This window comes from Streptococcus mitis (genome assembly GCF_005844455.1).
Taxonomy (GTDB): domain Bacteria; phylum Bacillota; class Bacilli; order Lactobacillales; family Streptococcaceae; genus Streptococcus; species Streptococcus mitis_BF.
Genome location: NZ_SPGF01000043.1, coordinates 1 through 18450, shown reverse-complemented (window position 1 = coordinate 18450; position 18450 = coordinate 1). Strand labels below are relative to the sequence as shown.

Below are 18450 nucleotides of genomic sequence, written 5' to 3'. Positions count from 1 at the left end.
ATACTCTTATTCAAGTGGGCTTTTATCTGTTTTATCATGGGAAATCCCTCCTTAACTATAAGTTTATCACATAAAAAAGAAACCCAAATACAGAATTGTATTTGAATTTCTTAACTTAATGACATTGTCCTTTATTGACCCCTATTTTTATCTTCTTAGGCTTGATAACGTTTCACACCGTCTAAGTAGGTTGCTACTAATTCCAAATCTTTATCTAGTACGATAAAGTCAGCGTCATAACCTTCACGGATTTGGCCACAGACATCATCGATGTGAACAGATTTTGCTGGGTTGAGGCTGGCCATCATGACTGCTTCATGCGGATTCGCAATTCCCCATTCGACCACATTTTTCAAACCATCTTTGAGTTTGAGGATAGAACCTGCCAAATTGCCTGTAGATTTGAGGCGAGCAGTTCCATTGGCAACAACTACGGGGAATTCTCCCAACATGTAATCTCCATCTTCCAAGCCACCAGCTGTCATACAGTCTGTGATAAGGGCGATATTTTCAGTTCCTTTTTGTTTGAGCAAAATATCACAGGCCTTTGGATCTACATGGTGACCATCACAAATTAATTCTGCGTAAGTATGTGGCAATTCATACATGGCTCCCACCATACCGAGCTCACGGTGAGTCAACCCACGCATTCCGTTGTAGGCATGTACCCAAACGCTTGCTCCAGCATCCACTGCTTTTTTGGCCTCATCAAAAGTCGCATTTGAATGTCCAAGAGCAACCGTTACGCCTTCTCCCGTAATCGTACGAACAAAGTCTTCTACACCTTCACGCTCTGGCGCAAGAGCAATTTTATTAAGCAAGCCATTAGCTGCTTTTTGCCAAGCACGAAACTCATCCATACGAGGATCTTTCATGTAGGCAGGATTTTGAGCACCCTTGTATTTCTCTGTGAAATAAGGCCCTTCAAAATAGATTCCCCGAATCTTAGCTCCACTTGCTTCCTGATAACGAGCACCGATATTTTCAGTTACCGCAAGCAATTGCTCATAAGATGAGGTCAAAGTGGTTGGCAAGAAACTAGTAACGCCCGTGCTAAGCAATCCTTCACTCATGGTATGAAGGGTTCCTTCGATGTTATTATCCATGACATCGACACCACCAAATCCATGAATATGAGTATCTACAAGTCCTGGAGCAATGCTATAACCGGTATAGTCAATCACCTCAGCTCCTTCAGGAATCTGTTCTACATGTTTGCCAAACTTGCCATCCACAAGTTCCAAGTAACCGCCACTACGAACTCCGTGTGGGTAGAAAAACTGATCCGCTTTAATATAGTTAGGCATAATGTTAACCTCCTTAAAAAATTGATTCTACAATTTATTATGTCAATTACATTATAAACCTTTCTTTTTTATTTGTAAATGGTATAGACCTATTTTCTAGAGAAATTTTAAAAGAGCTGGATTTCTCCAACTCTTCTCTTTTTAATACAAGTTATTTTGATTTGACTGGTTTGTCTTGAGCTGTTTGCAAAGCTGTAGCAATGGTATCTGCATACAATTTAGCTCCTGCTTCAATTTTGCTAGTGTCACTTCCAAAATGGACTTGGTCTGTTCCAGTCCAAATTTCTGGATGTTCCTTAGCAGCTTGATTCCAATCTGCTATCGTGATATAAGGAGTCTTCTCTGCCAATTCTCTCATATAGGCAGCAACCTTCTCAACGATGGCATAGGTCTCTTTTGTCTTATCTCCCTCATAAGGAGTCACCAAAATCATATGGTGTCCCTTAGGAAGATTTTTCACGATACTATCCCAGTCATCCTTGTAATTTTCAGGGTTATTTACCCCAGTCGCAATGACAACCATCTTAGGTAAAAATTTATTCTGGCTATTGTTTAGCATGATTTCATTGGCATTCTTAGTTGTTCTGCTGACCTGCGCATTAATCTGTGCTCCAGGAAGGGCTGTCTGCAAAGCTGTATTGGCCCTTAGAGCCACTGAGTCACCAATTAACATAGTGCCATCAGCAATTCCCAAACTATTTGCATCTGCCCGTTCTGCCATCACCTTGGTCTGGCCAATATTTGTTGCAGCTTGCTTCAAGCCATTGACAATTAAATCTGTCTCAAAAGCTCCGACTTGTGGTGCCAACAAGATCACCGTACAGACAATGATGGTCAAGATTCCTGTACCTGTTGCAAGGATTGTATGGATATAAGGCAGGGGACGAAGAGTTTGTATAATAGGTGTGTTCTTTCCTGCAATCCAAGGTTCCAACACATAAAATGACAGACTGGCAAATCCATAAGAAAAAATCAAAGTCAGTAAGACAGCAAGAAAATTTGATGTCAACTGCGAGAAAATGATATAGAACGGCCAATGGAAGAGATAAACTGCATAGCTAGTATCTGCTAAAAAGCTGATAATCTTTGGTTCCTTTATATGAGGAGTCTTTTCATGTAAGACACGCGCTGCCAATATCATAGCAAGGGCTGCAAGACTGGCAAGTAAAAAGCCGATAAGATAGGCAAAAAGATAGGTGAATTTGACAAAGAAGGTCAAAATGAGTAAGAAGGCAAAACCTCCTGCAAAAACCAATAGGATCTTTCGTAAATCCCAGATTTTATCCAACTGCTTGACGAGAGAAGTCGTCTGACGAACACCTACAATCGTTGCTAACACACTTCCCAAAAAGAATGGATAGACATGAGTTAAACTAGAGAAGTAAACAGAGGAATAAGAGGTTACTAGAAAACTACCAATAAACATGGAGAAGAAGCTAATCAAGAAGGCAACAGCAGATAAGAGAAAGACCATCCCTCTCAACTGACCATTTGATTTAGCCTGTTTGGATAAGAACCAAACTGCCAATCCCCAAAGAATATAGTAGTGAACCTCAACGGCCAAGCTCCAATTATGAACAAACAAATGAGGAATGAACTGTGATTCATAACTCCCACCTGTTAGAAGTTCATAGAAGTTAGTCATAAAGCCTAATACACCCACAATCTGGCCACCAATTCCAGCTACATAATCTTGTCGAACTAAGAAGGTAAAGGGCATGGTCACCAAGACCATCAAAACCACAGGTGGCACAATCCGATAAAAACGTCTCCTAAAAAATCCTACCAAATCAATCTCACGATTCTTAGAAAATTCTTCGATGAGTAGAGCTGTAATCAGGAAACCTGAAAATGTGAAAAAGACATCTACCCCGAAAAATCCTCCAGGAAAGATGGTCTGAAAGAAGTGATACAAGAGTACAAAAAGTAAACCTGTAATCCTAATCAAGGAAAACCATTTAATGCGCATACGAGTTTATTCTTCCTTTCATTGTACACTTTATTCTATCAAAAAAAGAAGAAAAATCCCAAGAGAAAACTTAGGATTTTTAGCTTATATCAATTCCATTTTAGAAATTACGTCCTGATTTATTATAGCCATATTTTTCAACAAAATACTCACGGAATTCCAAGAGATTGTCATCCATGATGGCTTGTCGCACTTGCTTCATCAGGTTAAGCAAGAAGTAAAGATTGTGATAACTCGTCAAGCGGATACCAAAGGTTTCATCAGCCTTGAGCAGGTGACGAAGATAAGCGCGTGTATAGTTCTTACATGTGTAGCAATCACACTCAGGATCCAGTGGCGTAAAGTCCTCAGCAAACTGAGCATTTTTGACAACCAAACGACCTTGACTGGTCATACAAGTTCCGTTACGAGCGATACGAGTAGGTAAAACACAGTCAAACATATCTACCCCACGAATAACCCCATCAATTAAGCTATCTGGTGCCCCCACTCCCATCAGGTAGCGAGGTTTGTTTTCTGGGAGAAGTTGGGTTGTGAAGTCCAAGACTGCATTCATTTCCTCATGCGTTTCTCCCACTGCCAAACCACCGATAGAGTAGCCTGGAAAATCCATGCTGACAAGGTCGTGAGCTGACTGACGGCGAAGGTCTTCAAATCCCGAACCCTGTACAATTCCAAACAAACCTTGATCATGTGGACGACGGTGAGCCTTCAAACCACGCTCAGCCCAACGGCTAGTACGCTCGATTGATTTCTTAACGTAGTCGTAAGGTTGATAAAACTGAGGACATTCGTCAAAAGACATCATGATGTCTGAGCCCAGATTGTTCTGAATAGAAATAGCCTTCTCTGGAGACAAGAACATCTTAGAACCATTTAGATGGTTTTTAAAGGTTACCCCTTCTTCTGTGATATTACGACTATCAGCTAGGGAATAAACCTGGAAACCACCACTATCTGTCAAGATTGGTTGGTCCCAGTTCATAAACTTGTGGAGACCGCCTGCGCGTGCAATGAGTTCGTCTCCAGGTCGAAGCCAGAGATGATAGGTGTTTGATAGGATAATCCCTGAACCCATCTCCTTCAATTCTTCAGGTGACTGGGTTTTGACAGTGGCCTGAGTGCCAACTGGCATAAACATAGGTGTCGGGAAGGTACCGTGAGGGGTGATGATTTCTCCCAGACGAGCTCCCGTATGTTTTTCTTTCTTAATCAAACGGTATTTGATTGGTGAATCTGACATTTTTTTACCTCCGAAGCTGGGAAAAACAGTCCCAGTTCATACTTTGTGCCCAAGAGCATACTTGTATGATTTTATCAAAAAAAGCTGGAACTGTCACGAACTATGGTATAAAATGCTTGACAAATTTAATGTATATCATTAAAATGAAAGCATAATTAAAAAACTTGATAAAACATTACATCTATCAACTTATTCGCTCGCCAAAGCTATTTATTTTTAGATAAGTTTTGACTTCGTTTTTTACTAACTCATTAACTTACAAAAACTATTTTAATGCCTCGAATCAACTTTTCTATTTTTTAATGAGAAATATTAAATGTTTTTGTCATATTCTCAGAAAGGTTGACAAATCAATGTTTCAGACATTTGACAGAATTAAAGAACTTGCCAAAAAGCAAGGACTTTCAATAAATTCATTGGAAGAAAAACTTGGTTACAGTAAGAATACTATTTATAATCTAAAAAATTCAAAACCATCCACTGAAAGAATTTCAGAAATCGCTGACTACTTCAATGTATCCACCGACTACCTGCTCGGACGAACAGATACCCCTGCTATCGCTGGGAGTCATGAATTTGCTCAAGTAAATGGACAAATTATAGACTTACGCAAGGCAGCAACCAATACTATGTTATTTGACGGAAAACCACTAAATGAAGATGATATTGACTTCATCATATCCGTCCTATCCGCCCACTTCAAAAGCAAAGGAGAACGCTAATGACTATCACTATCAACTTCACAGAAAAAAATTCCTACATCACGGACTACCTAACCAAACACGGTATCGACACAACGACCATGGATTTTGACGACTTCATGGAACTCATGGAAGATATCGAAGACGCACGAGCAGCTGACCAAGCCTATATGGAGTACCTAGCCGACCCAGTTACTTATACCATGGATGATGTCTTGGATGAACTAGGACTAACTCGAGAGGATATTGCTTAATGTATCGGCTAGATATTGATAAAAAAGCTCTCAAGCAACTTAAAAAACTAGATACCCCAACCAGAAAACAAATCCTATCCTGGCTTGCTAAAAACATTGAAAACACGACCAATCCACGACAACACGGAAAAGCACTAAAAGCCAACCTTGCAGGTTACTGGCGATACAGAGTAGAGAATTACCGCATCATCTGTGATATCCAAGACGATAAACTAGTCGTCCTAGCCGTGGAAATCGCCCACCGCAGAGATGTTTATAAATAACGAAGGAGAACTATGACACTCGCTAAACTCTGCGAAGAATATCAAGTAGAGCTTTGTCTCTTCGACGGTTGAAACTGGCACAGTTTGGCTCCTGAACAACAAATCCAAAAGAAGTAAGAGGATTATCACTTTAGACTATGAAACGCTGAATGTTTTGAAACTCTGGAAACGTCAGCAAATAAAAGAATATTTCCAAGCTGGTGTGCCTTACAAACATGATTCGAATTATATCTTTACGAATAATAGTAGGGGATGGCTTTTGGTTAACACGCTAGAACCCTACTGATTTCAAAGGATTAGCAAGCTATGTACTATTTATGGTATAATGAGAGAATGAAATACCCAAAAATTGATTTAAAAACCATTCGTCTGCAAGCCAGACAATTTCAGGCTGAAAATTCCCGCCTCTTTCTCGTCTATCTCTTACCTAGCATGCTGGTCATCTTGTCTGGCTTCCTCAATCCCTTAGAGCGTATCAACGAGGCTATTTTAGAGCAATCCTTTTTAAGCGTGCTTAGTCATGTATTCCAAGCCTACCTTTTTCCACTATTAGTCTCCTTTATCGGAACGATTCTCCTGACCAGTTCAGTTTATACAACGCTGAAACTCATCAAGAATCCCGATACAGAACTATCAATCAAAAATAGTCTCACTCTCTTTAATGAAGAGCACTTTTCACAAACCTTTTTGACTCTCCTTCTCAAACGTTTCTATCTCCTTTTATGGAGCATTCCTAGTTTACTCGGGATTTACTTCCTCTTTTACAGTAGCTTTTTAGCAAAGAAATTCGTTATCCTTCACCCTGAGTTTCCTAATCTGGATCTCTCGTCAATTGAAACCGAGCGCTTCCTCATGACCTTTGGTCTTTACTTTCTAGCAAGTATCTTCTTGATGATTGTCGGAAATAGTCTCTATATTCCACAATACTATGCCTATTCACAGGTGGAATTTCTCCTATGTGACACTCTCGACTTAGGACAAGCTAGACCAGGACAAATCCTTAAAACCAGCCACTTCCTGATGAAAGGTTACAAGTTTCAGCGTTTTGTCCTAGACTTACAACTCCTTCCTTGGTACTTCCTCAATTGGATTACCTTCGGAATTGCTAGTTTTTCACTTCTTCCCTATATTCAAATCAATAAAATAATTTTCTACCGAGCTGTACTAGCTAGAAAACGTCCAAAAGCTTGAAGGTTTTCCCTCAAGCTTTTTTCTATCAATGAGTTTCTCCGCCTACCAACTTGAGATCCTGATCCCCATATTCGATAATAGCGCGGATTGCCGCTTCTATCCCTCGCCTAATGTCCACTAAACTCATAGCTGGAGTAGTCGGCCTATGCACCCACCACCTGTTCCATCATATAAGGAATATGCATAAAACCTGTCTTAACATGTGGAAATTTCTTTTCTACCAAATAGAGGGCCTGATACATCAAATGGTTACAGACAAAAGTCCCCGCCGTATTGGAAACAGAGGCCGGTAATCCCTCTTTTTTTATAGCTTGAACCATCGCTTTAATCGGTAGACTACTAAAGTAGCCCGCAGCACCATCTGGACGAATAGGAAGATCAATCGGTTGATTGCCTTCATTATCAGGAATCCGTGCATCGTCTTGATTAATGGCCACTCGTTCAGGTGTCAAACTAGATCTTCCACCTGCTTGACCAATACAAAGGACAAAGTCAGGTTGATAACAGTTCATCTCTTCTTCCAATACATGGGCCGATTTGTGAAAGACTGTCGGCACTTCTAGCCAACGGACCTCAGCACCATGGATTTCAGCTGGTAAACCTTTAATGGCCTCCAAGGCTGGATTAACCTTTTCCCCTCCAAAGGGCTCAAAATCTGTCACTAATACTTTCATTTTCAACTCCTTACAAACGATTCCATGAGATTCTTTTCTTAAAGTAAAATGAACCAAAAATAGTACACAATGTGGTATAATATTCTTATGGCATATTCAATAGATTTTCGTAAAAAAGTTCTCGCCTATTGTGAGCGAACAGGTAGTATAACAGAAGTATCACACGTTTTCCAAATCTCACGTAATACCATTTATGGCTGGTTAAAGCTAAAAGAGAAAACAGGAGAGCTAAACCATCAAGTGAAAGGAACAAAACCAAGAAAAGTTGATAGAGATAGACTTAAAAACTATCTTACTGACAATCCAGACGCTTATTTGACTGAATTAGCTTCTGAATTTGGCTGTCATCCAACTACTATCCACTATGCTCTCAAAGCTATGGGCTACACTCTAAAAAAAAGAACCACACCTACTATGAACAAAACCCAGAAAAAGTAGCTTTATTTCTTAAGAATTTTAATAGTTTAAAGCACCTAGCACCTGTTTATATTGATGAAACAGGATTTGATACTTATTTTTATCGAGAATATGGTCGCTCATTAAAAGGCCAGTTAATAAGAGGTAAAGTATCTGGAAGAAGATATCAGAGGATTTCTTTGGTTGCAGGGCTAACAAATGGTGAGTTAATCGCTCCAATGACCTACGAAGAGACGATGACGAGCGACTTTTTTGAAGCTTGGTTTCAGAAGTTTCTCTTACCAACATTAAACACACCATCAGTTATTATTATGGATAATGCAAGATTCCATAGAATGGGTAAGCTAGAACTCTTGTGTGAAGAGTTTGGGCATAAACTGTTACCTCTTCCTCCCTACTCACCTGAGTACAATCCTATTGAGAAAACATGGGCTCATATCAAAAAGCACCTCAAAAAGGTATTACCAAGTTGCAATACTTTTTCCGAGGCTCTTTTGTCTTGTTCTTGTTTCAATTGACTATATATGGTTTATTGAAACTAGAGCAGTACACTACAGATGCTAAAATATTTCTATAAATTAGTTTAAATTTCCCAATAAATTTGTTCACATCTTGTTTCAATCTACTATATTACCAAGTTGCAATACTTTTTACGAGGTTCTTTTGTCTTGTTCTTGTTTCAATTGACTATATATTGAAAAATCTCCAGACTAGAGAACTCACGGATAGTTTCTAATCTGGAGATTTCTTATTTTCACTTTTCTTGTACAACTTTAGTCCATGGTAAATAAGCCTCTAAAACCTCTTTGTTAACGAGAGCCTCCTCGTTTGGAAGACATTCTAGAAGATAGGATAGATATTTCTCGCTATTTAATTGATGACGTTTAGCTGTTTCCAACAAGCTCATAATAATAGCTGTTGCTTTAGCTCCTTCAAAACTTGGAGAAAACAACCAATTTTTACGTCCCATAACCAATGATTTAATGGCGCGTTCAGCTAGATTATTGGAAAGGACGAGAGGCCCGTCTTTCAAAATTGTCTTAAAGGTTTCTTCATACTTGAGACTATATTCAATTGCCCTTCCTAGTTTTGAACCAAGTAAAACTGACTGATGTCGGCACCAAACAAAGAAGTCTTCCATTAAGGGCTGGAGCTTTTCTTGACGTCTCTGTAGTCGTTCATCAGCTGACAAGGATTCCCAGCCTCCTTCCAAAGAAAATAGCTGATCACAATAAGCTAAACCTTTGGCACCTAACGATGATTTATCTGCTTGCTTGGGGGTGGCTTCAAAAAACTTTCTTCTCACATACGCCCAACAACCAACAAGTTCAGCTTCTTCCAGTTGACGATAAGCAGACGAGGGGTTCGCAGTTTACCAAGCTTAGCGTCGCTTTGCTCCTAAACCTTGGACTGCTATCCCATAGGCAGAACTAGAGGACTAAAGTCCTAAGTTACTGCCGCAACATATCACAATGCACATATCCAGAATAATCTCCTAGGAATTCTTGTACTACTAAACCACTCCGACGCTGATTATGGTGGTAAAGCGTGATCCCTTGCTTCTCAGCTTTCCCAGACAAAAAAGTCCAATAGTAAGTCAGCTGACTATCACTTTCTAAGACCCAATAAGAGGTTTCATTCGCATGAAGAAGAGGTTGTTCTAACAACTTTTCTCGCAAAAGATTATAAAGGGACTCTAAATAGTATTGACTCTCCTTGATATGCCAATTAGATATTTCTTTACGTGTGATTGGTAAACCCATCTTAGCCCAATCTTCTTGGCGATAATTGGGTACCTTCAGATTAAACTTCTAATGGATGGTGTGAGCGATAATAGAAGCTGAGCCAAGGCTATGCGCCAAAGGGGCTTTAGGAATAGGAGCTTTCACAATTTTATCACTCGGATTTGTCTCACTGCATGCTTGACACTTATAAGCGTGTTGGATATGATCTATTCGTTTTAATTGCGCAGGAATAAAGACCAATTCTTGTCGTTGAAGGGTCGCTCCAATCTCTTTTAGCTCTCCCTGACAATCAGGGCAAATGCTCTCTTCTACTTGATGATGAACTTCTTCTGAATCAAATTGGGCAAGAAGAGCTTGGCGTTTCCCTTTAGATTTTTTACGTTTGTAGGTAATTTCCTCTGTTTCAACTGGGAACATCTCCATCTTCCTCAGATGGAGACTCTTCCTCAAAAAGGTTGAGTTGTCCAGAGGGGCAAACACTTTTCTCAGAGAATTTTCCATAGAGCTTTTGAGTCAGATAAGCCACTTGTTCACGAAGAAGGGCAAGTTCATTGGTGAGACTATCAATTGTAGCACTCTGTTGTTGAATGATTTTCAATAATTCTTCCATGGGCTTCCCTCCTTGTTTTCTAACTTTATTATACTAAAAAGAAAGTCCTCATTTCAATAGAAATCACGACTTTCTGATGAATTTATTTGGGGAGTGATAGAAAAGCCCTTCATAAGCCAATCTACTTGTTCAGGCGTGAGAGCTTTGACATCCTTTTCTGCACTTGGCCAAGTCAGTTTACCATTCTCAAAGCGTTTATAAAGTAGCCAAAATCCTTGACCATCCCAGTAAAGAGCTTTAAAGCGGTCTTTACGTCCACCACAAAAGAGAAAGACTTGACCTGAGAAAGGATCCAATTCAAAGTGGGTTTTAACGAGATAAGCCAGTGAATCAATGCCTTGCCTCATATCCGTTTTCCCACATACGAGATAGACCTGCCCTAGGCTAGATAGATGAATTGTCATAGAGCAACACCTTATCCAAAAGCTGTTCTATCATTTCGAGATTGAGAGATTGAAAAAAACTTAGTTCAAGCTTGCCAATACGAATTTTAAGCAGAATATCATTTCTCTTTTAGAATCAAAACGACGAGATTGCGTAATCTCTACAGGAACAATAGGTTGTGGCATTAAAATATCCTCCAATAGTTTTACTTTACTAATATAGTAGATTGAATCTAGAATAGTACGCCATAGTTGCTAAAATATTTCTATACATTAATTTGACTTTCCTAATCAATTTGGTCACATCTTATTTCAATCTACTATAGTATACAGGAGGAGCGCCATGAATGATAGAGATACCTTGTTATGATGCGCTTACCAACTAAATGACTATACTATACAAGAAAAGAGGCTCCGTGCTATCTATAGGGGATTTACCCACTACAAATAGCATAGAGCCGACAATTCAAGGTCATACTTTCCTTTAATTTGACATAATCTACAAATTATATGTGGCCACACCTAGAACATTTTTGTTTAGGTTTTTAATTACTTGGAGCTGTTCTTCAAAATTTTTATATCTAGTAATACCGAATTCTTCTACAAATAAAATGTTATCAGAATCTAGTATATACTTAATGTTACTTATATTTCCAATAACAATATTTTCTGGCAATACTTTAGCAAACTCTTTAGAAAATTTATCCATAACTTTCATATTTGTTCCTACTAATAGTAAGTTCTTATCTTTATTCTTATATTGTATAATATCTCTAAAATTATCAATATTATCTATTTTTACTACAAAATCGACACCATATTTTTCAAAGTCCCCAACTCTATTAATAGTTGGATTAAAAATATACAAAGCTATGTTTACAAATATTACTAAAATCAAAGAGCCAATACCAAGTACGATCAAACGCATTAATATAGTAGTTTTACTTACTCCAGATTCCCTGTCATTTTTTTCAAGTTCTTTTGAATAAACTGTATCCAATTTTTCTATTATTACACCTGAGTATGTCTGTTTATACTTATCAATTAAATAATCTAATTTTTGTTCAATAATATCATTAGCTAATTTACTTGGTGTTAGTATTTTTACGGTAACCCCAGCATTATTTAATAAGAAATTTAGCTCAATCTTTTTACTCCAGAAATCAAAATTTGAGTTTTTAAGTGTAACCTCTGTTGTTCCCAATTCTGAAGCTATTTCTTTAATAACCTCTTCTGATTGGTCGTTAAATAAATAAGCACCATTTAAATTTGCTTGAATTAAACGACCGTAGAAATCACTATATCCTCCAGCTGTATTATTATTAAATCTCGTATTTTCTTGTTCCGGTGCTGTTATCTTATAAGATAGATAAGTAGAGTAGTTACTTGTATCTTTTACAACAGATTTTGTAGTTAGTGCCCTATAAGAATATGGAAGCGCTAAAACAAGAAATAGAACGATTAACGAAAGTAGGTTTAATACCCTTTTTTTGTAAATATTTGCAAATAAATCTGCAACTGAATAATTATCAAACACTATATATCTCCTTTATTATCAACTACGTATTTTACTTTTCTGTTTATAAGACCTGCTCCAAAAAAGATAACTATGACTATTCCCCAATATTGCAATGTAAATACATTAAAGAAACTCTCTGTAAAGTTACTTCTCGGCATAAAGAATAAATTATTTAAAATCAATAATGTAATGCTAAATAATAGTATCCTTGATTTATAAGCTGTTCTCATCATCAATATGAAGCACATACCCATTAAAATACTCAGCAAAAATATGCCAATCATACCATAGTCAGTATACATTTCCATTATATAGCTTCCACCTATACCATGGCCAGCTAAATAGTCTTTTTTTAAAACTATGTATGAGATATTATGAGCATATCTATTGCTTTCAAGCGCCAATTCTATACTATTATTGTCACTAAGGAAAGGTTTACCACCGAATAAAACTCCCAAATTCCCCTTTGTTATATACTCAATTATGGGGCTAAATGTGTAGTTTCTAAATTCTTTTATCGGTAAATTACTTCCATACAAGTATCCTCTGGCTAAAACACCAAAACTTGTACCTTGTTTGTAGATAAAATCCACCAATAACTCAGCTATACTCATATTCCCAATACCTTGTCCATCACGGGCATAATTCAAGAAGCCCATAATAAGCATCATGATAGGTGTCCCTATATACAGCATAGATTTTTCTTTTACACCTATCCAAACACCTTTTTCTGTCTGATTTCTCACAAAAAAATAAACAAATGAAAAAATCAAACTTAGTACAAATGGGTTTCTTGTTCCTATTAAAAGATTGAATACATTTGCAGTAACAAAGAGGCCTAACACTATTGTAGAATGACGTTTATTTGGTTTTGTAGCTAGATATATACACATAGCATAAACTACAAATGTAGATAAGGTATAGGTAAAATAAGGTAACTCACTTTTGAAATCAGCATAATATTCATAATATGAAACATTTAATCTGTACATTAATCTTTCGATTATTCTTACTAAGTAAAATGGATACGAGAACAAAAATACTGATAACGATACTTTCCGCACACTATCTATAAATCGCTTATTTTTGAGGGTTTTAATCTCTTCTTTTAATTTATTTTCTCTTTTAGAAACTAAAAGACCTCCTATAGTTATGCCGATAATAGAAATTATAACAGCTAAAAACGAAAATCTATAAACATCTTCTTGATAAGTATTTATTAGTCCATATTTAAAATAATCGATTGTTGGTCTAGAAACCAAAAAAAGAAATATTGTAATGTAAAAAATAAGATGGATTATATAGTACTTTATATTGTTAAAACAATATAAAGTACTACTAACAATAAGCATAACTAAAGTTGACAATAAGGTTACAATTGAATCATCATATATATATATAATTCCTAAAAAAATAGTTACAGCATAGCTAAATAGCGTAATTAAATAATACACTTTTTTCCATTCTATTATCAAATACTCACCTCATTCCTATGTGTACTAACTTAAAATACATCCCCATTAGAAATAATATCATTCTTAAAATTATATAAGTATTCCGATAGTTCTGATTCTATAACCTCTACTTCCGGCATATAATTAACATCTCTATTGTAAACTTGTAAATTATTCACAGATATATTCGGATTGAAATACCTAAATTTTTCTTTGTGATGGATACCATCTATACCTATGAAGTTTTCTATTTTTTCTTTTGTTTCTTCATAATGTAAAACTAAATCTTCAAAATTTAATCTTAGTGCTAAAGTATTTGTTTTTTTCTCATTTTCTCTCATCATTTTGTAATAATTACAAAATGTCTTAACATCGGTTGGGTATGGCACCTCTTGATTTCTTGGCTTCCAAAAGTACTTATTCATGATAAATACATCTCTTGGGTCTCTTGAAACAATTATTGGAAGTAAACCATCAATTTTATAGTTATCTATTAAATTAAGATTCTGAGGTAATAAAAGTTGGTCTAGTACTATATTCTCTTCTGTATCGGATATTTGTTTTATAACATCAACAATAAACTGTCTACTTTTTTCATAAAAGTCATCCGAAGATACCATACTCATTTCTAATTGTACTTGTTTTAATTTTGCAGTTTTTTTAAATATAACTCTCTTTATAATTCTGATACACCAAGCTATTTTTGATGGTTTTTGATAATAATACCATACTCCACGATATTTACTCGTTATTATCGAATCTAAATAACTATCTACTATATTCATGAAATTTTGGGAAATTTTTTCTTTATAATTAGCAATCCCCCAACCACCATAAATATACAATTTTTTCATAAGTTTTCTGAAACTCTTTACAGCTTCATCACTCCTAATAGCATTGTTATTATAAAGCAATTTATACTCTAAATCAAATAATCCATCAGGTGCATGTAAAAATACATATTCAAAGTCTGAATTTTTCGTGTTTATTCCTTCATATTCTCTTAATAAATCTGTCACAGCTGAGGATCCACTTCCCATATAACTCATAGGAATTATTATTTTATCCATAATTTGTTCACCTATAGTTCATTAATTATTTTTTTGATACTGGCAATCTGTTTATCTAAGGAATATTTATCAACATACTTCTTACATACTTCCGAATTAATGAATCTATCTTCCTTCTTTTTACTAAGTTCTTCTATAAGATAGTTACAAATTTCTTCATTGTTGTCTGAAACAAAGCCACATTTTTCAGAATTGTATAATTCATTCGTTCCCCCTACAGGAGTACTAATAAATCCCTTTCCTAACGCTAACGCTTCCACCAAAACTGTAGGAAACCCTTCTGCTTCTGATAATAAAACAACATAAGATGCTTTTTTTATGTATGGATATGGATTGTCAACATACCCTAACATAAATACATTTTTTTCTAAATGATTGTCGACTACAAATTTACTAACGTATTCCTCTAAATCACCTTTCCCTAATAAATATAATTTTTTATCAGGTATTTTCTCAACCACATTCTTAAAAACTTCTAACAATCTCTTGATCCCTTTAGCTTCCTCTATACGTCCTAAATAGATCAGACTGTCCTCTTCAAATTTAATATTTACATCTTCAAGAGAGTTAGTGTGAATTTTTTGAAAATCGTATCCATTATATACTAGCTCTATTTTTTTAGCATATTCAGGATAAATTTCTTTAATAGACTCTGATGTTTTTTCTGATATACTTATTATTTTGTTAACATGTTTTAATTTTTTACCTTGTCTAATTCTAGAAAATTTATGGTTTTTTAGATTATAGATTGTTCCATGATTCCAAGATATTGTTTTCACATCATTACTAAGTAAGTAAACTGGATATAAATAATTAAAAGCTATTTCATAATCATATTTTTTACTCGTTACTAGATATCTAAATAATTTTGGGAAAAACAAAAATAGCTTCCACTTAATTTTATTAAAAAAACTGGAATTTTCTAGGTTTTTGAATATAGGTTTTAATACATTGACTTTTCTAGTGTTACTTTCTCCAATACCACGATGATTTATCTCTAAAACATCAATATCATACTCATCACTTAATCCATTGGAAATGTTTTCCAAAATTTTTTCGGCTCCGCCCCCCAAACTAAAAGACCATGTGATAAATAAAATTTTCTTTTTACTCATATTTCACCTATTTCAATAACTTTTTCACTATACTTTTTTGATTAAATTTAATTAAATACATAAGTATTTTTCTCTTCAATGGTTGACTCTTTAAATACTGATTGTGTATCCAATTAGGATATTTTTTATTTATTTTTTCAAGGTACTCTTTTAATAGGGGAGATTTTTTATCAATTCTTAAAATATTAGCGTATCCACCATACAACATATGGTACCAGTTATAATATTCTAACTCTTCTTTATATTCCCCTGGATAATTTTCTGTATAATAGGCTTCTACACTGTTTAACATTCCTTCTATATCCCTTATTTTATTAATAGGAGTTCCGCCACGCATAATAGAACCTTCTGTTAAATAATATTTGTATATGCTAAAATTAAAATATTTAGCCCTACTTACATTAGGCCATAATTTTGCCACAAACTCAAAATCTTCATATAAATAACCACTTTTAAAGGTTAGTTTAGTTCTTCTTAAAAATTCTAAATCATATATATAATGCCAGACAGCATTCGTCAGAGTGAAAAGTTTCTTTTCTTTATTAGGAATAAGTATAGTATTTTCTTGTATTCCCATACTTATAGTCTCTAATTTACTGTCCTCATATCCTACTCGATAATCAAATATATTTACTTCTTCTAGTTTTTGATTAGCTATAAATTCTATTGCTCCTTCATCTATCTCATCATCTACATCAACAAACCATAGATAATCTCCACTAGCCTCTTCTAAAATTACTTTTCTTACATGAGCAATCCCTGCATTATCTTGAGTTATAACTTTTATAAATGACAATTTATCACTATACTCTTTTAATATTGTTTTACTATTGTCTTTTGAACCATCGTTTACTATTAACAATTCTAACTCTATGTTTTCTTTTGCTTTCTCATACTCTTTGAGTATAGAATCTATACAACGGGATATATATTTTTCTCCGTTGTATACTGGTATGCCTATCGTTAATTTCATTATTTTTTTCCTATTATTTCTTTTATAAACGAATATACTCTCTTAGAATTCTGATCATCATATATTCTAAAAAACTTTTCAATTTTTTCTTTGTATCTATCTTCCAAGATCCACTTATTATTAAATTGTTTTTGAATATCTGATATTAATTCATCTAGGGTATCTATTGATTTTCCGAAACCATCTTTATAGTCATAGTATCCTTCTTCGTACTGACCCTCCCTAAATTTTTTATAATCAAATTGATAAAACAAAACTGGCTTTCTCATATAAGCAAAGTCCATAAATACACTTGAATAATCTGTAATTAAAAAAGCTGACTCTTTTAATAATTCTTGTATACCATATTTTTTCCAATCTGCCAATATTATATTTTTTGATGAGGTTTGGAATTCTTGTAGATTGTTTTGCATATTTCTATGCGGATAAAAAATTAAAGTTAAGTCATTTTCTTCTAAAAAAGTTTTCAGGTCATTACTTAATAAAAACTCATTCCATTTTTTGAAATATTCACTTTCTGTAAAAATACTGCCTTCATTAAAGCTAGTTCTAGCTTTAGTATTTAGGTTTAACCATTCTCTCCATGTAGGCATTACAAGAATTTGATTATTTTTTACAATGTTATTATGGAGGTTGTCAAATCTAGGAAAACCTAAATATTGTACATACCCACTAGGATAACCAAACTTTTCCTTTATTTCCTTGTACTCTTGTTCTGCTCCACATATAAATCCACGCATCTTTGTATTTTCATAATATAGCCATTTAGCATCTGAAACTGTTATTCCATGTTGTAAAAATACTTTATTGGTGTTTAATCCTAAATATACTTCCATAAGATTAAAAACAGCTGCATTAGGGTTTCCTGCTTTTTGTGTACTTACATTTACTCCTGCACTTAGATAATAAATCCAGTGTCTCAAAGACCAATACTGTATACATTCTCCTAACTCTTTGACTTTTTGAGCATCAGGAGATTTCAAATCAATAACATATATTACATTTTCCTCTGGGTGATTTTCTCTAATATATTTAAACAACCAATAGCCATTATCTCTAGCTTCTTTTTCACTTTCACATATTAAAATTAAGTTTTTATTTCTGCTTCTATAGAATAACGAAATAAAGTATGCCATGGGAAAAATAAATATAAGAGATACAATATCTTTCATAGAAATCAATCTCAATTTTTCAAAAAAATTCCTAGTCATTTCTCCTCCTCATTTGATTGACTGTAGTTAAATAAAGTTCCAGCATATTTTCTTTTTGGCGAATTTCAAGTTCAAGTTAGCCATCCAGAAGTCTTCTCTGGGTGACTTGTAGTTCAAGCATTTTTTAGGATAGTTATTAATCCAATTTTCGATTAAGGCGACTTCTTTAGGAGTCGTCTTCTTAGTTCCTTTAGGTAACCATCTACGAATGAGCCTGTTGTGATTCTCATTAGTTCCCCTTTCCCAAGAGGCATAGGGGTGCGCATAATAGATATGTTCCTTAGAAAACACATCAGACAATCGGTTGAATTCCGTTCCATTATCTGCCGTGATGGAAAGAATTTGATGCTG

General features: G+C 35.0%; 17 protein-coding genes and 3 pseudogenes. 5 read left to right on the top strand and 15 right to left on the bottom strand.

Annotated elements, in window-relative coordinates; genetic code table 11:
* Nucleotides 1–155: 155 nt before the first annotated feature.
* From nagA to tgt, 3 genes are all read right to left on the bottom strand, one after another.
* Nucleotides 156–1307, bottom strand: a complete 1152-nt coding sequence (nagA, locus tag FGQ53_RS08475) for an N-acetylglucosamine-6-phosphate deacetylase (protein WP_138337760.1) — start codon at nucleotides 1305–1307, stop codon at nucleotides 156–158.
* A 151-nt stretch (nucleotides 1308–1458) separates the two neighbouring features.
* Nucleotides 1459–3276: an acyltransferase family protein gene (locus tag FGQ53_RS08470; protein ID WP_138337757.1), complete on the bottom strand. Its 1818-nt coding sequence runs from the start codon at nucleotides 3274–3276 to the stop codon at nucleotides 1459–1461.
* 100 nt (nucleotides 3277–3376) lie between these two features.
* The gene (tgt, locus tag FGQ53_RS08465) at nucleotides 3377–4519 is read right to left on the bottom strand and encodes a tRNA guanosine(34) transglycosylase Tgt (protein ID WP_138337754.1); all 1143 of its coding nucleotides are present in this window, start codon (nucleotides 4517–4519) and stop codon (nucleotides 3377–3379) included.
* A 353-nt stretch (nucleotides 4520–4872) separates the two neighbouring features.
* On the opposite strand from tgt, the gene FGQ53_RS08460 reads away from it, so the two are divergent.
* The 4 genes from FGQ53_RS08460 (at nucleotide 4873) to FGQ53_RS08440 (ending at nucleotide 6928) form a co-directional block, all read left to right on the top strand.
* A complete protein-coding gene (locus FGQ53_RS08460; protein ID WP_138337750.1) occupies nucleotides 4873–5241 on the top strand; it encodes a helix-turn-helix domain-containing protein in 369 nt (122 codons plus the stop codon).
* Nucleotides 5241–5474, top strand: a complete 234-nt coding sequence (locus FGQ53_RS08455; RefSeq protein ID WP_138337747.1) for a hypothetical protein — start codon at nucleotides 5241–5243, stop codon at nucleotides 5472–5474. The genes FGQ53_RS08460 and FGQ53_RS08455 overlap by 1 nt, the downstream gene beginning before the upstream one ends.
* A complete protein-coding gene (locus FGQ53_RS08450) occupies nucleotides 5474–5737 on the top strand; it encodes a type II toxin-antitoxin system RelE family toxin (RefSeq protein WP_000285962.1) in 264 nt (87 codons plus the stop codon). The genes FGQ53_RS08455 and FGQ53_RS08450 overlap by 1 nt, the downstream gene beginning before the upstream one ends.
* 333 nt (nucleotides 5738–6070) lie before the next feature.
* Nucleotides 6071–6928 carry a DUF975 family protein gene (locus tag FGQ53_RS08440; RefSeq protein WP_138337744.1) on the top strand — a complete coding sequence of 286 codons (858 nt, stop codon included), beginning with the start codon at nucleotides 6071–6073 and terminating at the stop codon, nucleotides 6926–6928.
* Nucleotides 6929–6953: 25 nt separating this feature from the next.
* Here FGQ53_RS08440 and pcp read toward each other — a convergent pair.
* Nucleotides 6954–7602 (bottom strand): annotated as a pseudogene (gene pcp / locus FGQ53_RS08435) (pyroglutamyl-peptidase I).
* 87 nt (nucleotides 7603–7689) lie between these two features.
* Between pcp and FGQ53_RS08430 the strand changes: the two are divergent.
* Nucleotides 7690–8537 (top strand): IS630 family transposase gene (locus FGQ53_RS08430; protein WP_138337741.1). Its coding sequence is split into 2 segments (ribosomal slippage): nucleotides 7690–7993 and nucleotides 7993–8537, totalling 849 coding nucleotides; the frame shifts between segments, so codons are not numbered across the junction.
* Nucleotides 8538–8773: 236 nt separating this feature from the next.
* On the opposite strand, the pseudogene FGQ53_RS12320 reads toward FGQ53_RS08430, so the two are convergent.
* The 11 genes and pseudogenes from FGQ53_RS12320 to FGQ53_RS08365 form a co-directional block, all read right to left on the bottom strand.
* Nucleotides 8774–10187: pseudogene (locus FGQ53_RS12320) on the bottom strand (IS66 family transposase).
* Nucleotides 10168–10374: a transposase gene (locus FGQ53_RS08410; RefSeq protein WP_267472321.1), complete on the bottom strand. Its 207-nt coding sequence runs from the start codon at nucleotides 10372–10374 to the stop codon at nucleotides 10168–10170. Before FGQ53_RS08410 ends, FGQ53_RS12320 begins: the two are co-directional and overlap by 20 nt.
* Nucleotides 10375–10427: 53 nt before the next feature.
* Nucleotides 10428–10778: an IS66 family insertion sequence element accessory protein TnpB gene (gene tnpB / locus FGQ53_RS08405; protein ID WP_138337729.1), complete on the bottom strand. Its 351-nt coding sequence runs from the start codon at nucleotides 10776–10778 to the stop codon at nucleotides 10428–10430.
* A pseudogene (locus FGQ53_RS08400) lies at nucleotides 10759–10943 on the bottom strand (hypothetical protein). Before FGQ53_RS08400 ends, tnpB begins: the two are co-directional and overlap by 20 nt.
* A gap of 313 nt (nucleotides 10944–11256) precedes the next feature.
* The gene (locus FGQ53_RS08395) at nucleotides 11257–12294 is read right to left on the bottom strand and encodes a prephenate dehydratase (protein WP_138337727.1); all 1038 of its coding nucleotides are present in this window, start codon (nucleotides 12292–12294) and stop codon (nucleotides 11257–11259) included.
* Nucleotides 12294–13748, bottom strand: a complete 1455-nt coding sequence (locus FGQ53_RS08390; RefSeq protein ID WP_171019117.1) for an O-antigen polysaccharide polymerase Wzy family protein — start codon at nucleotides 13746–13748, stop codon at nucleotides 12294–12296. Before FGQ53_RS08390 ends, FGQ53_RS08395 begins: the two co-directional genes overlap by 1 nt.
* 32 nt (nucleotides 13749–13780) lie before the next feature.
* Entirely contained in the window at nucleotides 13781–14800 is a 1020-nt protein-coding gene (locus FGQ53_RS08385; protein ID WP_138337721.1) for a hypothetical protein, read from the bottom strand.
* An 11-nt stretch (nucleotides 14801–14811) separates the two neighbouring features.
* Nucleotides 14812–15915, bottom strand: a complete 1104-nt coding sequence (locus tag FGQ53_RS08380; RefSeq protein WP_138337718.1) for a glycosyltransferase — start codon at nucleotides 15913–15915, stop codon at nucleotides 14812–14814.
* A 7-nt stretch (nucleotides 15916–15922) separates the two neighbouring features.
* Nucleotides 15923–16888, bottom strand: a complete 966-nt coding sequence (locus FGQ53_RS08375; protein WP_138337715.1) for a glycosyltransferase — start codon at nucleotides 16886–16888, stop codon at nucleotides 15923–15925.
* Nucleotides 16888–18099: a CDP-glycerol glycerophosphotransferase family protein gene (locus FGQ53_RS08370; RefSeq protein ID WP_138337712.1), complete on the bottom strand. Its 1212-nt coding sequence runs from the start codon at nucleotides 18097–18099 to the stop codon at nucleotides 16888–16890. The genes FGQ53_RS08375 and FGQ53_RS08370 overlap by 1 nt, the downstream gene beginning before the upstream one ends.
* Nucleotides 18100–18126: 27 nt before the next feature.
* Nucleotides 18127–18450, bottom strand: a 324-nt coding sequence (locus FGQ53_RS08365; protein ID WP_138337709.1) for an IS30 family transposase, incomplete at its 5' end; no start/stop codon positions are given.

What these genes read in the sequence shown, in the direction of transcription:
- nagA (WP_138337760.1), bottom strand. Translation starts at nt 1,307, where the DNA reads ATGCCTAACTATATTAAAGCGGATCAGTTTTTCTACCCACACGGAGTT.
- FGQ53_RS08470 (WP_138337757.1), bottom strand. Translation starts at nt 3,276, where the DNA reads ATGCGCATTAAATGGTTTTCCTTGATTAGGATTACAGGTTTACTTTTT.
- tgt (WP_138337754.1), bottom strand. Translation starts at nt 4,519, where the DNA reads ATGTCAGATTCACCAATCAAATACCGTTTGATTAAGAAAGAAAAACAT.
- FGQ53_RS08460 (WP_138337750.1), top strand. Translation starts at nt 4,873, where the DNA reads ATGTTTCAGACATTTGACAGAATTAAAGAACTTGCCAAAAAGCAAGGA.
- FGQ53_RS08455 (WP_138337747.1), top strand. Translation starts at nt 5,241, where the DNA reads ATGACTATCACTATCAACTTCACAGAAAAAAATTCCTACATCACGGAC.
- FGQ53_RS08450 (WP_000285962.1), top strand. Translation starts at nt 5,474, where the DNA reads ATGTATCGGCTAGATATTGATAAAAAAGCTCTCAAGCAACTTAAAAAA.
- FGQ53_RS08440 (WP_138337744.1), top strand. Translation starts at nt 6,071, where the DNA reads ATGAAATACCCAAAAATTGATTTAAAAACCATTCGTCTGCAAGCCAGA.
- FGQ53_RS08410 (WP_267472321.1), bottom strand. Translation starts at nt 10,374, where the DNA reads ATGGAAGAATTATTGAAAATCATTCAACAACAGAGTGCTACAATTGAT.
- tnpB (WP_138337729.1), bottom strand. Translation starts at nt 10,778, where the DNA reads ATGACAATTCATCTATCTAGCCTAGGGCAGGTCTATCTCGTATGTGGG.
- FGQ53_RS08385 (WP_138337721.1), bottom strand. Translation starts at nt 14,800, where the DNA reads ATGGATAAAATAATAATTCCTATGAGTTATATGGGAAGTGGATCCTCA.
- FGQ53_RS08380 (WP_138337718.1), bottom strand. Translation starts at nt 15,915, where the DNA reads ATGAGTAAAAAGAAAATTTTATTTATCACATGGTCTTTTAGTTTGGGG.
- FGQ53_RS08375 (WP_138337715.1), bottom strand. Translation starts at nt 16,888, where the DNA reads ATGAAATTAACGATAGGCATACCAGTATACAACGGAGAAAAATATATA.
- FGQ53_RS08370 (WP_138337712.1), bottom strand. Translation starts at nt 18,099, where the DNA reads ATGACTAGGAATTTTTTTGAAAAATTGAGATTGATTTCTATGAAAGAT.